Below are 15,855 nucleotides of genomic sequence, written 5' to 3' on the forward strand. Positions count from 1 at the left end.
TATTGCGTAAATCTGTTTATATAACTTTCGCAAAGCTATTGATGATACTAATTTAAAATTTATTTTTATGATTTTATCGTTTTTTGAGACAATCAATATTAGAAAATTAATTCATATTTTTTAAATTCATGAACACTTTTATTCGAAATTTACAGTTTTTTTTCCTTTCTCATTTGTATAATACTTTGTGTTGCCAAGAAATCTAAAATATTTTGACCATCTGAAACATCTTGTTTAATTTCATTAGGATGCGATGGAAAGAGGGGATGGGTATTATTTAAGCGGAAAATTTTTGATTCTTTTATTTGATTTACGAATGCTTGATATTTTGGGTTTTTGTTGTTCTGTGAAAAGGAGATTGAGCTTGCAATTATATCAGAGATTTGTATATTAAATTCATCCTCAGAGTCTGACAACTTTATATTGTTAATTTGAAGGGGAAAAGTCATTTTTCTTGATCCAAATCCTACGTTTTGTATAGGAACATCCATTTCTCTAGCAAAGTCAATATAGCTCATATAATGCTCTAGCTGCTTTGAATTATCACAAATAACATCAAATTGCTCATTAAGCTTATTATACCACGAATCACACAATACTAAAAATGTACTTAAAGTAACATCAAGTGAAAATTTGTCAACAGGACTTAAAATTTCTTCAATATAAGTCTGACTTCCAAGAATAGGTCCTATAAGTGCCTTATCATCATCATTAACAACTTCATAAAGATTATGAATGACTTCATAAAAATTATAAATTGAGATTGGGGTCTTAAGCCTAAACATTTCGATAAAAGAATTGAGAAGTTCTTCATAAAGCCCTTTGTCCCATTCGTACTTTCCAAAAAAATAAATCATGTTAGCAAATTTTACTTGATCATTATTTTTATGAATGTCGGTTCCTAAATGATAATAAAATGTTTCTATCAGATGATTTACTATTTGTGCCACAGTTGCAAATTCTTTGTCGACGATAAAAATAATTATTTTATTTTCACATATTAAATCATGATTTAGCATTTTGACAATAGACCTTCTACCAGCTTGAGATTTTTTGAGCTTAACAAAATGTAATTCCTTTGTGTTCTTAAAAACGGATGCTAATTCAGAAGCTTCATTTTCGGTAAATATATTCGAGCATAGTGTAAACACTTTTTGCTCTGGATTGAGAAGATCCGCTCCAGTATTACCAGCTTCATCAAAAAAAATTTTTCTCATAGTTATTGTTTTTTTGAGACTTTAAAGTAATATAATTTTCCCAAATTCCTTTTGTGATTTTACACAATTCACCTATTTTAATAATTAACTAAAATTGCTTACTTTTTCAAAACTATTTTTTATAGAATTTTAAACAGTTTATATTATTAACATGTTACAAAAAACTAATTTATACAGTTTGTTCAGAGCGAACTTAGATTTTGATAAAGATACGTTTTTGGCTTATTTGAAATTTCATTCTATAAAAATTAAAACTAATGAGCTCTCAGATTTAGTAAAATGTATTAACGCTTTATTGACTCCAGGAACAGCGAAATACAGAGCATTTGAATACTTTTCATTTAGCTTCGTGATTCCTCAAATAGGAAAAGAATTTGATTTATTACGTTTTGGAGTAAAATCAATTATAAACATAGAATTAAAATCTGAAAGTACTTTTGATAAAATTAGAGATCAGCTAATAAAAAACAAATATTATTTGAAATTTTTGAATTTGACACTGTATTTATTTACTTATATTTCAAGTGAAAACAAGTTTTATGCTTTAAATGATAATGATGAGTTATATTTAATAGAAGCTTCAAAAATAATTATCTTACTAAATCAGGAAACTGTAGATACAGATATTGACTTATCAACAATCTTTAACCCTTCTGATTTCTTAGTTTCTCCATTTAATTCTACCGAAAAATTTATTAATAAAGAATACTTTTTAACCACTGAACAAGACCAATTTAAGAAGAAAATAATTAAAAATATTGAGACTGATAACAAACAATTTATTGTTGTTAAAGGTCAGCCAGGCTCAGGTAAAACCTTATTAATATATGATCTAGCAGAATATTTTTCTAAGAATAAAAATACTGTAATAGTACATTGTGCAAATCTAAATGAAGGACAAATTAAACTTATTAACGATTATAATTGGAACATTATTTCTATTAAAAACTATTCACAAATAACCCGTCAAGAAATTCAGGTTATTATAATAGACGAAACCCAAAGAGTAAGAAAAGCTCAATTAGAACAGATTATTGACTATGCTAGGCAAAATCATGCTATTGTAATTTTTTCGTATGATGAAAAACAAGTCCTTCAGTCCTCAGAGAAAAGTAATAATATACCGGAACTTATTCAAACTAAAACTTCACCGGAAATATATACCTTAACTTCTAAAGTAAGAACTAATAAGGAGATTAGTGCATTTATAAAATCTTTATTTGAAAGGACAAGGCTAATTGAACAATATCAGTATGAATCTGTAGAGTTAGTATATCTAAGTAATATGGAGCAAACTAAAGCATTTATGGCAAGTGATATTGTGGGAGATTGGACAGTAATAAATTATACACCTTCACTATACAATACTCATCAATATGAAAATTATCATAATCCACAAGTTTCAACAAAAACTCATAGCGTAATAGGTCAAGAATTTGATAAGGTGATAGTTGTTGTAGACCAAGATTTCAAATATAGAAATGATTCTTTAGTATATACAAAAAAATGTTTTTATGATCCTGGCCTTATGCTGTACCAAAATATAACGAGAGCAAGAAACAAAATTAAAGTTGTAGTAGTAAATAATATCGAAGTAATGAATAGATGTCTACAAATTTTAAATATTCAAAAAAATAGTCTGAGCTAAATTAAAGATGATATTACTTATCTTATCAGGTATTTTAAAATGAGAATTACCATTAATTTACTAAAATCCATAAATGAGTTAGATGAACATCATTTGACGCTGTATGAGCTATTGATTTCAAAGACAATAATCGGGATCATTTTTTGAGATTAATTAAAATCTAAAATCTCTTGTTTACTAAATTCCATAATAATGTATTTTTTATCTTTTTTTAGAGCTATTATTATAGCCAAAGCTTTTACTTCTAAAATTTATCTGCAAGTTTTATATTTAATTTTTTGTCTTTCATTATAAACAATAGCCAAATCCATACAAGTAATGCCAATAGAAAAGAAATAATAATACTCTGATAAAAGAAGTCTTTTGCTGTTTCATTGGTTTGAAACTCCTGAATTGCATGATTTATAGTAAAACCCTGTTTTACCAATAAAGTAATGACAGTCATGATGTTGGCAATAATGATGCTTACAATGTTTGTAAGAACAATAATATACTTTGTCAGTTTTCCATGCCGTCCTTTGAAATAATCATAGCCTAAAATTCCGAGGAATGCAATAACAAATGCCATTCCAGAGGCAAGTCTTTCAAAATATACTGCACACAAAATCCAAAGTATAATTCCCGGAACTGAAAAAATAAGTGCACCTAAAAATCCTGTTAAATAATTTTTTTCTTTTGAAATTCTTTCTTTTTCAATTTCATAGAATCTATGATCCTCTTGGCTGAAACAGGTATCACAAAGTATGATACTTGTATCGTTAAGGTCGTAATAGTTGATTCTTTGATCTCTCCCACAGTTATGACATTTGTTTTGCTCTGATATGTTTAGTTTTTTGAACAGGTCAACCAAAAAGTCGAACAAAGAATAAACAGTCTTAAGTTGAGTAAGAGTTACATTTTCAGTGAACTTAAAAAAAATCCCATTGTCGCTAATTTCAAAGAGGGTAAACTTTAATTTTCTTTTGTTGAGGTTTAATTCTGTTTTGATTTGTAGCTTTTGTTCTTCTGTTATATTGCCGGTGGTCGCCGTTACCAATTTGAATTGAGGAGTGGTGATTAAACTTGCGTCCGAAACGTTGAAAAAGTACCCTTTGTAAAGTCCAAATACGCTGTCGTTTGTTTTATGCCAGCCAAGGTCTTTGGCTATTTTTTTTGCTTTTGGAAAAATCATTTGTTATTTTAATTTTATTATTGATCTTACTAATCCCTCGTTTTCTGCTCTTTAAATAGTAATTTAGAGCTAACCGGAAATTAGTATTTTTTGAAATTTCTCACAATCCATTTTTTATTTTCTTCATATAGGTGCTTCCATTTAATCGTTTTTTGAGACTAATATAAATAGTTGTACCATTTTATATGTTAAATGTCGCTGATACTGAATAAAAATATTTTTCATTTTTTTTCATATTATATCTTACATATAAAGTGTTATTATGAGTAGTTTCAATCCCATTTAAATTTTTCTAACTCACCAGATTTTTTTTCTAAATGCTCTCTTTTGTTAAAATAGTTTTCTAAAAAACTCTCGGCTTCAGAATTTACTAATAGTCCATAATTATGAAAAGTTAGCGGCTGTTGGTTTTTCATAAAAATGATTGGACTTACTATATGTTGCTTTCCGTCAGACGTTACAAAGACGCTTAGAAGACCTTGTTTGTCATTAACAATTATATTATTGGCCATAATTTGAGGAAAACTTTCATCAGGTGTCCACAGAAAATTAAACCCATAATTAATTTCGTCAATTATTTCAATTTTCTCCAAATCTAATTTGCCGGGATTAATTTTCAAATTTTTTATAAATAACTCACTTAATATTGGAAATATTAAATCCACTCTCTTGGTAGTGTAATAATCTTGGTCGATAGTGCTTGGTACAATTTTTATTCTTTCCCTTTCAAACCCAATATCAAAAAGGGTGAATAGTAATTGTAGTTTCTCAGGCGAATAAATATTTTTGACTTTAGCATCATCAAACAAATTATTAATTTCATAAAAATCGATAGGTTCTGCTGAAGTTAGCCATCTGTTTATTATCTTGTCAAGTTCAATCTCTATAGAGTTAACTTTTAAAAATACAAAATCCTCACCATGCAATGATGACTCTTCCCATGGAACTTGACGTCCATTTGTATAATCCATTACTTTTGTTCTTGTGTTTCTAAATACTTGCTCAATTGTCAGGTTTGGTTTAACAATTTCTTCTAATAGTGCTTTAGTAAAATAGCTATTTCTTTCTCCTGTATTTTCAAGTGAATTAGTTCCAGGGCTAGTAGCAAAAGAAATTAAAGTTCCTAATGGCGCAGAAATTCTATTAAGTCCGATTTCATGACCTCTTGAATTGATAACACTTGGAAATTTATTATTCCTGCATGCATCTAGTATAATAATGTGAAGATTGTTATTTGCTGGTTTATTTGAAATTAATAGGTCCTCCGCATTAATACACTTATAAGGAATTTCTTCTACATATTCAATATTTGCATCTTTTGGGACAAGAAAATTATCTGTCTCAACTTTTAATCCATGACCTGCAAAAAAGATTAATGAAATATCATTTTCAGAAATTTGCAATTTAAATTCTCTTAATGCTCTTATGATTTCATCTTGAGTTAGATTTAAAAGTAATTTGGATTCGAAACCAAATTTTGTAAGTATATCTGATAAATCAGAAGCATCATTTTCACAATTACTCAAATTCTCAAAAAAATCGTAGTTATTTATTCCTATACAGAGGCTTAGTTTTTTCATAGCATTTTTATTCATCGTTTAAGTTTTATGAAATTATTAGAGCCTGTTTAAAAACGTTATAAAAAAAGAGTAAGGGTTACTCATTGGCTTAAAAACGTCAATTTAGAGCTGCAAAACAAAAAAATTGATGTATCCAACGGACTTAACTCTTACTCAGTGGCAATTTATAAAAAAAACGCTTGATTTTGATGATAGAAAGCGAAAATATGATTTATGTATCATCTGGAATGCCATTTATTATATCGTAAAAACAGGCTGCCAGTGGCGAATGCTCCCCTCGAATTATCCCAAATGGCAATTGGTCTACTATTACTACTCTAAATGGTCAAATTTAGAACTCTTCGATTTACTTCTGTGTAATTTAAGAGAGAAGGTACGAGTAAAGAGAGGCCAAAATGCAGAAGCAAGTTTAGGAATTATAGACAGTCAGAGTGTGCGCTGGGGAAATAATCGTTCCCTTAATGGGTTTGATGGGAATAAGAAGGTAAAAGGAATAAAAAGGCATGTTGTGGTAGATAAAAATGGATTTTTGTTAGCCGTAATGGTAAGTGTAGCCAATTTTCACGATAGTAAAGCTGCTTTGTTATTCATGAGAACATTGCAATATCTTTTGATTCCAATTACGGTGATTTTAGCAGATGGAGGCTATAGAGGAAATATTATTGAAGAAATAAAAGATAAGTTTGGCTACATTATTCAGGTTGTTTTACGGTCCGATCATAAAGAAAAACTCTTTAAGCCTATACACAAAAGATGGATTATTGAAAGAACTTTTTCTTGGTTTGATAATGACAGAAGACTTTGCCGAAATTATGAATTGCTAATGGAAAATTCTGAAAATATGGTCAAACTATCAGCTATAAAAATAGTATTGAACAAAATTTAAACAGGCTCTAAGTATTTTGTATATGTTAAATCGTAGATTCATTACAGCTTTGTACCTAAACTTTTTAATTTAATACATTTGTGAAGTCAATATTATACAGCTATATTAAAAACATTTTTTTCCACTTAGTTACGGTATTCCGGCTGAGTTTAAAATGTTTAGCCAACTGAGAATTATTAAGTTGATTTCTTTTTTGGTAATTTAATATTTCAAAAATATCAGATTTGTTATATGAATGATGCTGCTGATTGAATTGCTCAGTATCTTTTGTAGGGATTCCAAATATTTTTTTATTGATCTCTAAAACATCCAGCACGGATAAATCTTTCTTATTTAATAATATGCTGTACTTTTCTTTCAAATGAGGCAATTTCTCAGTTAGTATATCGCTATAGATACGATTGTAATCAGGCTTTTGTTGTATCATGTGTATTTTTTCCAGTATAATTAAGGCTCTAGGTAGTTCTGTATTTGTCTATCCATTTGTACAAAGTTGTTTTTGGAATTTTATATTCGTTTATGACCTGAAGTTTTGTCATTCCTCCTTTCTCTATTTTTTCCAAAATAAATTCTATCATTTCTTTCGTATAGATGTTTTTCTTAAACTGGGGAAGCGAAGATCGATTTCCATTAGATACAACATTATATTTTGTATTTCCCTGTGGCGCATATAATATCAGATGTTGATTATAAATTCTGAAAAAATCATATTCTAATAATTTACTCCAGCGAAGTAAAACTTCAGAATCTAAGCTTTTTGAGTCATACATTTTTAAAACTTCTTCTTCGGAACTATTTAAAAAATTACAGATACGGGATATTTCTATCCCGCATTCTGCAACCTTTTGGTAAATTAAATTTCCAATATGAATATCTTTGAAGTTCATCTTTTTAAATTACGGTTTCCAAAAAGACCAAACAGTACCATTGTATACGGCGAGCTGTTTTTTTGTAGTGTCATATGCCATTAAACCCGGTGTTGGGTTTTTGATGTTGAGATGTGGGCTTGCAACTTTCGGAAGTACCATTGCACGATTCGCATCTGTGAGTACCAAAATTCCAGCAGTAGTGTCTGTCGTGCTATTGCCTCCTATCGCTGCTTTTGCACTAGCACCTTCTTTTTTGCTATCCTGCAAAGAGCTGTCGACAGCATTGAAGCTACTGTAAGTAGTTGCACCCGCGATAAGTGGCAAAGCACCTGTTAATGCAGACCAAGTTCCATTTTTCATATATTTTACTTTCTTATCCGAAAGATCAAAAATTATAGTGCCATCTACCACTGTTCCCTGCATTCCTCTATAACCTGCTTCGGTTGTACTGTTGTAAGCTATAGGTTGGTTAATGACAGTAGATGTCCAAGGTAAAACCAAGCCTTTGGTATTATCTGCATTATCGTAAAACTCTAAAGATATACTTGGGTTGGTCACTGTATTAGCTGGTTGTATTTTACTCAGTTCGCTCTTTCCGATAGCTATTTGTGCCATTGCTATAGCAGAACTGAATACTGTTATAATTAGAACTATTTTTTTCATTTGAGCTGTTTTTTTTACGTTGTTAATATTAAAATATTGAGGCGGTTGTTTTTTCTAAAGCATTTCTCCGCCCCAATTTTTATTTTAGAATAAGATTAATCAGGACAAGCTTGCGTTGTGAAACAATGCCACGCCATTACAGTATCTCCGGATTTTAGGGTATAGATTTTCAAACAGTCTGCCTGCTCATCATACACCATCATTCCTTCTACAGGATTGGTAATGCTTGCTAAACCAGCTGTTGTAGCAACTCTGTTTACTACAAACCCTTTTTCTTTAGATTCTAAAACTGTCCAGGCACTTTGTCTTACCATTGGCCAGTTTTCGTTTTCTGCTCCGGCTCTTCCTAATGCTGTAATACCGTGTTTAGTGGGGTAGGTGTTAGCTGCATCTAAAACTCCTGGTTTGAAACAAAAACAAGTATTGACTGTAGCATCAATAGAGCTCCCAATTCCTTGTCCTACATCTCCACCAATATCAGCTGTACCACCGCTATTAACTAAATTAGGCACACCTGAATTGACATTGAAAGTAGTTCCTATACCTCCGGTAGTACCAATATTAATACTTCCATTGGCATTCAATTGTGTTGCAGTTACATTTTCATCCCCTTCAATGGCATCAAAACAACCGTCGCCGTCTGAGTCCAAATCTAAATAATCCGGAATCCCGTCACCGTCTGTGTCTTTGTGGTTACAGTATGTGATTGTATTCTGAGAAATACTGATAAGCCCCCTGCCGGCTGAGTTAGCTCCTGAGCCCGCTGTATTTGTAAATGCAGTATAATCCCAAATGTACGTGTTACCATAATTTACTGATAATGGTAATGTAGTTGCCGTGCCACCTGTATTTGTGGTGTTTTGAAGCTGCATTTTTGCATAAAACCCACTGTCGAGAAGTGAACCCCCTGAAACGTTAAAAACAGAAAATAAATCCAAACCTGTATTACTGCTGTAAGACGATAAAGCAGATACAGCAGGTAAACTACCAATGGTTGTGGTAAAGGTTCCTAACTGACTGATTCTATTTGTATTGAGAAAATATCTGAACCAGCCATCAGGTGAATTTGGTGTTGCACCACTGTGATCTTCTTGCGTCGTATTATTGGCTGGTAACCCAGTGTAAAGAGAAGTTGCGTTCGGTTCTATCATAAACCTGGTTGCGCCAAGACTGAATGCTGCCCAAGTATGATTCTGCGCATTAACAGAATTATTAAAATCAGAATACGAGAAAGGAACAGTAAAGGTGTTTCCCAAGGATGGCACAGCTGTACCAGATGTCAGCGTGTAGACCAAGTTGAAAGTCCCGCCATTTGCAGCAATCGTAGCCCCGGCTAATGTTGAAGCTAAATTCAGACTATAAACAGCCTGAGTGTCGCAATAGCCTTCCGCCGTATCTGAAATACCGTCGTTATCGTCGTCTAAATCAATTGAATTCAGAATCCCATCTCCGTCAGAATCCTGAGCAGAAACGACGGAAAATGAAAATAGGCAGAAAATGAATACTAGCAATCTGATATTCAAAAAAATAGGTATGTTTTTCATTTGTTTATGTTTTTAGTGGATCTCATTTGTAGATAAAGAGATTATTGTTAATAAAAATTCTGGAATTCTATTAGCTCCAAATTGGAGTAGTCTTACCGAGAATAATTTAGAATAAGGGCAATTTTGGCTAGTATTCCAACCTACTTTTCAACCTAACTTAAATGATATTATTGGTTCGGATAGGAGTAGGAGAGATGCGTCATCAGTAAAATACTGACGAGATTATATTCTTTAAATGCATTTTCTGAAAGTAAATTTTTTAGAAATACATTTATCTCAAAAAGTGAAACGTTAGCCTTTTTATCAGCTGAATGGTGGTGCACGGGAGGGCTTATAACAAATGTACTGCTCTGCAAAAAAGTTTGTCTTTTCAGATATTTTTCTATTATACCATAAAATTTGGAAATAATTATATTTTGTATCCTCAATGACTCCCATAACTTTCAATTGGGAATGCGAGTTCAAAGCAATTATTTGATGATTAGAAGCTACAGAAATAGAAGTGCCACTTTCTTGAGGTTTATAGGTAACTTCGATCTTTGCGGATGAATCGTCTTTTGCTTGGAGTCTTCTTTTTTTGTTTCTGGAAGCTTTTGGAAAATTCGTGTTTTTTAGCTTGCCAATCCTCGGTATTGAATTATTTGCGGAGCTATTACTACCGTGGTCGTGGTCTACTTTCGAGAAGTTTGGAGGTAATGCTACATTATCTATGTACATCACTGCCTCATCCTTAACTACAATATACTCTAACCCTGTAATAATAGTTTGTGCATTCGTAGGAATGAAAAAGAAAAAAAACTGTAGTATCACAATTCTTCTCAATAATGAATTGAGAGAATGAATTGAGAGAATGAAATAAGCTTGATGTAAGTGTGGTAAACATATTTTTTAGTTCATCAACAAAATAGAATCTTCGCAGTAATAAAAAAGACCATACTAGCTGGGGGAGATACTATGACCCGGGTATATAAAATTTGTGTTTATTAACTGTGTTTTGTTTTCGGAAAGGAAGGATACTTATTTCAAACAGCAATAAAATAAGCTACCATTTAGCTACCACATAATTATAAATTAAAGCAAATCAATTAGTTATAAATCATTTATCCATATATAGATGTCAGCATCTGAAGGGATATTCAGTCTTTTTCTGATTCTATTCTTCCGGTTTTGTATTGCTTTTGCGGTGACAAAAGTACAGGTAGCCATATCTTTGGTAGAAAAATTTAGTTTCAGATAAGCACAAAAAATTAATTCTGAAGTTATTAAGTCAGGATTAATAGAAGTTATTTTATCTATAAAGTCGGGGTACACTTCCTTGAAACTTAAAAGAAAATCAGGTGAATTTTTTTGGCCAATATAATGAGATTCTCATGAGAATCTATTTCTAATTTTGTTCGAAGGGAATCTATTTCTTTTTCCTTAGTATTGATAATGTTTCTTTCTGTGTGCTTTAGTTTTTTAAAGGAATACAGAAACCAAAGTTTCTCGAGAATAATAAATACAATCCTCAACAGTTTACTGCATTCCTCTATAACCTGCTTCCGTGGTATTATTGTATGCTACATGTGGATGTCCAAGGTAAAACCAAACCTTTTGTATTATCGTAAAACGCTAAAGATATACTTGGGTTGGTTACTGTATTAGCTGGTTGTATTTTGCTCAGTTCACTCTTTCCGATAGCTATTTTGCCATTGCTATTGCATGGCTATAATGAAAAAAATTGTAATAAAAAGTTAAAGAATATTAATCTTTAACTTTTTATTACAATTTTTTTTATCTTATTGCTGAATTCTCACAATCCTAAAAGTTTTTGTTATATCACTTCCGGGGACATTAACGATGATCCCAGAATTTGCTGCAAAGGGATTAGCTGTATTTGGTTTGTAAATCACAAATCTCAGAAGTTCATTCGCCAAAAAGTGATGGATAAATTTTTCGAAAGCGATACTTTGAGTTTTGTCTGCTGCATTTTTTTCCACAGGTGTTGCATTGCTGAAAAGATTGCTCCATGTGATACCATCCGTTGAGGACTGCAGCGCAATAATCACTTTGGTGCTATTTCCTGTTGTGCTTACCATTGGTTTAAAATTGACTGCACCAGAAATTTGATAGTAAGAATCTGTTAAGAACCTTACTTGATTTCCTGTCAGCTGCATATCATCTGGGTTATCTATAAACACGTCTCCAGCTACCCAGCTAATAACCACAGGGGATCCAGAGTTAACAGCGCCTAATTCTGCAGGACTGAAATTCTGTTGATCCTTAGATGTCAGTACATACAGTATAGGAACTTTTAGCATTTTTATCTCAGGCAGATTACTGATGCTTTCCCAGAAATTATTTTTCCAAACAACCATAGAGTTTTCTTTTATCAGATCATTACCAATTCCGGAAGTAGTCTTGCTGTATACCAAGAGTCCTGTGGCGGGTGAAGCGATAGTGCTGTTATCGTTACGATCCAACAGACTTACTCTTGGCAAAAGAAAGCCTTTTTTTGGTGTAATGGATGTTACATCCATGTCCAAAATAGCAGAAGCATTAGGGCTTGTGGTTCCAATTCCAACTTGCCCAACAAGAGAGTGTACCGTTATAAAACATACGATTGATATAATTTTTCTCATCTTAATCTAATTTTTGAATTTTTAAAACTTTACCATAGCTTAAACCTGTTGCAGAACTTATTGTTGCGGACGCACTATGATTAGTCCCTGAAGTTTTAAGTACTGTACATCGGATTAAATTGTTTTTATTAAGGCCAACTACAAGCGGAGGGATGTTATTGGTTTTGTTATTTGCCGTCGTTCCATTTCCCCAGACACCTACTGTTTTGGCAATGTTTGACCAAGTTGTTCCATTGTCGGTAGAGATTTGAATAGTAAATTCCATATTAGTTGCTGATGTTAAAACTGAAATTGCGGGATTATAACCCAGATATCCAGAAATCTGGTAATTACCGGAATTGTTGATCATGAAGTTATTTTCATTCAAAAGAGATATATTATTTTCTGAGTTCAAGACAATAGACCCAACAGAAAAATCGACTAGTACGGGCGCAGTATTTATATTGTCAGCACCAGAGACAGGGAGTTGGGGCGTTGTAACACCATTATTTCCCTCAGCAAGAAAGAATACTTGGGGCAAAAGCTCTCTTTTTATCTCTGTAATATTAGAAAGATTGATCCAATTTGTACCATTCCAATAATAAAAGGTATTGGCAACTACCGCAGAGATACCTGAACCATTAGCTGTTGTGTTATAAACAGTGAGTCCTGCTACCGGACTCTGAATTGTAGTAATGTCTGCATTATTTTGAAGAGCTACGCGGGGCAAAAGAACGCCTTTTTTATTATTGGCTGCCAAACTTGATACATCAAGATCCAGAACAGCAGAATTATTGGGAGTACTTGTTCCAATGCCCACCTGCGAAAAGAGCATTTGCGAGGCGAAAATATTCAGAAGTATTTTTATTTTTAGATATTTCATAATTAATTGATATTAAAATCCAATAAGCTTATTATAAGTCCTTTAGAAGTAGGGATATTATTAGCGGGATCGGCTGCAATGTAACAGTTACCTGCACCACAATGGTCATTTGACCCACTGGAATTGAAGGGGTTGCTAATCACCATTCTTATTTGGTCTCCCTGATTTAATCTTAATGGAGTTCCGAGTAGAATGGCTGTTTTTAGTTCACCGGCTCCATCCTCACCCCAAGCTGTTCTCGATCCTATTTCATTGGTCCAGGTCGTTCCATTGTTGATGGACTTCTGGATTTTAAGATTTAGAAAAGCTCTTTTCTGATAGCTGTTAGAAGGAACGCCCGTTGTTGTAGCCATAGGATTATAGTTAACAAATGAGGAAAACTCATATAAACCTGTGACATTTGCTGTAAAAGTAGAATTTGCACTATTGAAAGTAATGATATTTTTCACATTAATCATCGGTATAGTAAAAGTGACAAGGTTGTCGCTTGGTATTCCGGTAGCAATGTTCATATCTGCGCTTGTAAAGGTTTGATTTCCATTGCTTTCAATGTAAAAAACTCTAGGTTTTACAGCTTCTTCTACCAGGCTCGTATAGGCAAGTCCTTCCCAATTAGTTCCATTCCAATAATAGAAATTATTAGCAAAAACCTGATTGGGATCTACGCCTTGAGTTACCGTATTAAATACTAAAACACCGTTCGCTGGATTTGGAATTGTGGTAATATCATTGATTCCGCTGAGCCCAACCCTAGGGGGTAGAAAGCCTTTTTTACCTGTTATTAAGGAGCCTTCTGGAGGATCGGCATTCAGTTCCAAAATTGCAGAAGGATCTGGTGTAGAAGTGTTAATTCCTACATTTTGTGCATAGCATAAATTAATAGCTAAGATCGCAATTAAACTTTTTTTCATCATTTATTTGTTTAAATAATTAAATAATTCAAAATTTTTGTGTTCAAAAAATTTTATCTAAACAAATGTCTCTATTATAAATCTATAATCATATTACCAGTTGCCATGAAATTAATACAAATAATTCCAAATTGGTGTTTTTAGGCATTGATAAATTGACGTGGAATAAAATTTGGTTTTTATATAACTAGGTATTATAAAATATATTATTCTTAAGGTTGTTATAATAAATCATTTGTTTATTGTGTTTTGTTTTCGGAAAGAAAGGATAGTTATTTCCAACAGCAATAAAATCAGCTACCATTTAGATACCACATAATTATAAATTAAAGCAAATCAATTAGTTATAAATCATTTATCCATATATAGATATCAGCATCTGAAGGGATATTCAACCTTTTTCTGATTCTATTCTTACGATTTTGGATAGCCTTTGCGGTGACAAAAGTGTAGGTAGCAATATCTTTGGTAGAAAAATTTAGTTTCAGATAAGCGCAAAAAACTAATTCTGAAGTTATTAGATCAGGAGTAATAGAAGTTATCCTATCTATAAATTCTGGATACACTTCTTTGAAACTTAAAAGAAAATCAGGAGAATTAGTTTGTGCCAATATAATGAGATCCTCACGAGAATCTCCTTTTAATTTGGTTCTAAGTGAATCTATTTCTTTCTCCCTAGTATTGATAATGTTTCTTTTTCTATGCTTCAGCTTTTTAAAGGAATACAAAAACCAAAGTATCCCAAGAATAATAAACACTAAAATAAAACAGGAGGCCCAGAAAAATATTCTTTTGGTTTCTGAAATATTTTGTTCTTTTTCATTAACAAGCTTTTGTGTATAAGTTTCCTTTCCCTTATTTCGCACAAAGGTCATACTGTCGTTAATGCGGACATATTCGTTACGGTTTTTTAACTCTTCTGCTGTATTCTTTAAGAAGTGCTGATTGTCTGCAATGATCCTATACGCAGCCAAAACCTGCTCTGTCCTATTTTTAGCTATGGATTCTTTTAGGGCAATTTCTGCATATTTCAGAGATTCCTTGTAATTCTTTTTTAGAAATAGAATATCTGCTTTTTGGAGATAAACAACATATAGAAATGAATCATTATATTGTAAACTAATCTTTAATGATCTGTTGTTATGATAGAACGCAGAGTCTAAGCTTTTGGTTTCCGTAATATGGTAATCTGCTAAGCTGGAATAAATATAAAAATAATCTTCTTTATTTTTAATTTTATTATAATACGGAAGAGTTTTGCATAGGTAATAATACATGCTGTCTGCTTCTTCACTTGATGCCTGAAGCTGAATGTAAGCAGATATTTTATCTCTATAAATATCTTCTTTATCCATCCGCAAATCTGCAATTTCAAGTTCCTTTTTAAACTCTGTTTTTGCATTTTCGATAAAGCCCAAAGCAAGATAATTTCTGCCTTTTAAATCGATAACGTTTCTATTAAGTAACAGATCTTTTCTTACAATATCATTATAATCTTTTTCAAGAATATCGAGGTATTTAAAGCTTTCATCATATTTACCAATGTTGCATAAATAATATGCGATATTATAGTAACTTTCACAAATTCCCTTTTTGTAATTATTTTTTTTTGACAAATATAGAGCTTGTTTGCTAAGAGAATTGCTTTTCTCAAATTGAAAATCTCTTGATTCTTTTTTTGCTTTGGATAACAATAAATCAATCTGCTTATAATTATTTTGAGAGAAAATAAATGAAGAATAAAAATAGAAGAGGATGCAAAATAGCGAATTGTTAATTTTTAATCTTTGTGTTAATAAAAATTTCATTCATTTGTTTTTAATAAATTTTGTTTCTCCACATAGGACAGCAAATAAATAGTTTTATATCAAATTAATATCTGT

At 31.8% G+C, this 15,855-nt stretch carries 14 protein-coding genes; 2 read left to right on the forward strand and 12 right to left on the reverse strand.

Features of this window, described 5'->3' with window-relative positions; genetic code table 11:
- Positions 1-149: 149 nt before the first annotated feature.
- Positions 150-1,217, reverse strand: coding sequence for a DUF3800 domain-containing protein (locus HHL23_RS13530; protein ID WP_169235324.1), 1,068 nt, complete (start codon positions 1,215-1,217; stop codon positions 150-152).
- 151 nt (positions 1,218-1,368) lie between these two features.
- On the opposite strand from HHL23_RS13530, the gene HHL23_RS13535 reads away from it, so the two are divergent.
- Entirely contained in the window at positions 1,369-2,865 is a 1,497-nt protein-coding gene (locus HHL23_RS13535; protein WP_169235325.1) for a DNA/RNA helicase domain-containing protein, read from the forward strand.
- Between the two features lie 244 nt (positions 2,866-3,109).
- Here the strand turns inward: HHL23_RS13535 and HHL23_RS13540 are convergent, their stop codons facing one another.
- Positions 3,110-4,036 (reverse strand): hypothetical protein, encoded by a 927-nt coding sequence (locus tag HHL23_RS13540; protein WP_169235326.1) that lies wholly within the window; start codon positions 4,034-4,036, stop codon positions 3,110-3,112.
- 272 nt (positions 4,037-4,308) lie between these two features.
- Entirely contained in the window at positions 4,309-5,631 is a 1,323-nt protein-coding gene (locus HHL23_RS13545) for a caspase family protein (protein ID WP_169235327.1), read from the reverse strand.
- 112 nt (positions 5,632-5,743) lie between these two features.
- Between HHL23_RS13545 and HHL23_RS13550 the strand changes: the two genes are divergently transcribed.
- Positions 5,744-6,502, forward strand: coding sequence for an IS5 family transposase (locus HHL23_RS13550; protein ID WP_169235328.1), 759 nt, complete (start codon positions 5,744-5,746; stop codon positions 6,500-6,502).
- Positions 6,503-6,602: 100 nt separating this feature from the next.
- On the opposite strand, the gene HHL23_RS13555 is transcribed toward HHL23_RS13550, so the two are convergent.
- From HHL23_RS13555 to HHL23_RS13595, 9 genes are all read right to left on the reverse strand, one after another.
- Positions 6,603-6,929 carry a helix-turn-helix domain-containing protein gene (locus tag HHL23_RS13555; RefSeq protein ID WP_169235329.1) on the reverse strand — a complete coding sequence of 109 codons (327 nt, stop codon included), beginning with the start codon at positions 6,927-6,929 and terminating at the stop codon, positions 6,603-6,605.
- A 28-nt stretch (positions 6,930-6,957) separates the two neighbouring features.
- The gene (locus HHL23_RS13560; protein ID WP_169235330.1) at positions 6,958-7,389 is read right to left on the reverse strand and encodes a transposase; all 432 of its coding nucleotides are present in this window, start codon (positions 7,387-7,389) and stop codon (positions 6,958-6,960) included.
- Positions 7,390-7,398: 9 nt separating this feature from the next.
- Positions 7,399-8,034, reverse strand: coding sequence for a hypothetical protein (locus tag HHL23_RS13565; protein WP_169235331.1), 636 nt, complete (start codon positions 8,032-8,034; stop codon positions 7,399-7,401).
- 95 nt (positions 8,035-8,129) lie between these two features.
- Positions 8,130-9,578 (reverse strand): hypothetical protein, encoded by a 1,449-nt coding sequence (locus HHL23_RS13570; RefSeq protein WP_169235332.1) that lies wholly within the window; start codon positions 9,576-9,578, stop codon positions 8,130-8,132.
- Positions 9,579-9,881: 303 nt separating this feature from the next.
- Positions 9,882-10,388 (reverse strand): hypothetical protein, encoded by a 507-nt coding sequence (locus HHL23_RS13575; RefSeq protein WP_169235333.1) that lies wholly within the window; start codon positions 10,386-10,388, stop codon positions 9,882-9,884.
- Between the two features lie 968 nt (positions 10,389-11,356).
- The gene (locus HHL23_RS13580) at positions 11,357-12,199 is read right to left on the reverse strand and encodes a hypothetical protein (RefSeq protein WP_169235334.1); all 843 of its coding nucleotides are present in this window, start codon (positions 12,197-12,199) and stop codon (positions 11,357-11,359) included.
- 1 nt (position 12,200) lies between these two features.
- On the reverse strand, positions 12,201-13,061 hold the full coding sequence (locus HHL23_RS13585; RefSeq protein WP_169235335.1) for a hypothetical protein: 861 nt from the start codon (positions 13,059-13,061) through the stop codon (positions 12,201-12,203).
- Between the two features lie 2 nt (positions 13,062-13,063).
- A complete protein-coding gene (locus tag HHL23_RS13590) occupies positions 13,064-13,972 on the reverse strand; it encodes a hypothetical protein (protein WP_169235336.1) in 909 nt (302 codons plus the stop codon).
- Positions 13,973-14,316: 344 nt separating this feature from the next.
- Complete coding sequence (locus HHL23_RS13595) at positions 14,317-15,780, reverse strand: helix-turn-helix transcriptional regulator (protein WP_169235337.1); 1,464 nt, start codon at positions 15,778-15,780, stop codon at positions 14,317-14,319.
- Positions 15,781-15,855 lie beyond the last annotated feature (75 nt).

It is taken from the genome of Chryseobacterium antibioticum (assembly GCF_012927325.1).
GTDB classification, from domain to species: domain Bacteria; phylum Bacteroidota; class Bacteroidia; order Flavobacteriales; family Weeksellaceae; genus Chryseobacterium; species Chryseobacterium antibioticum.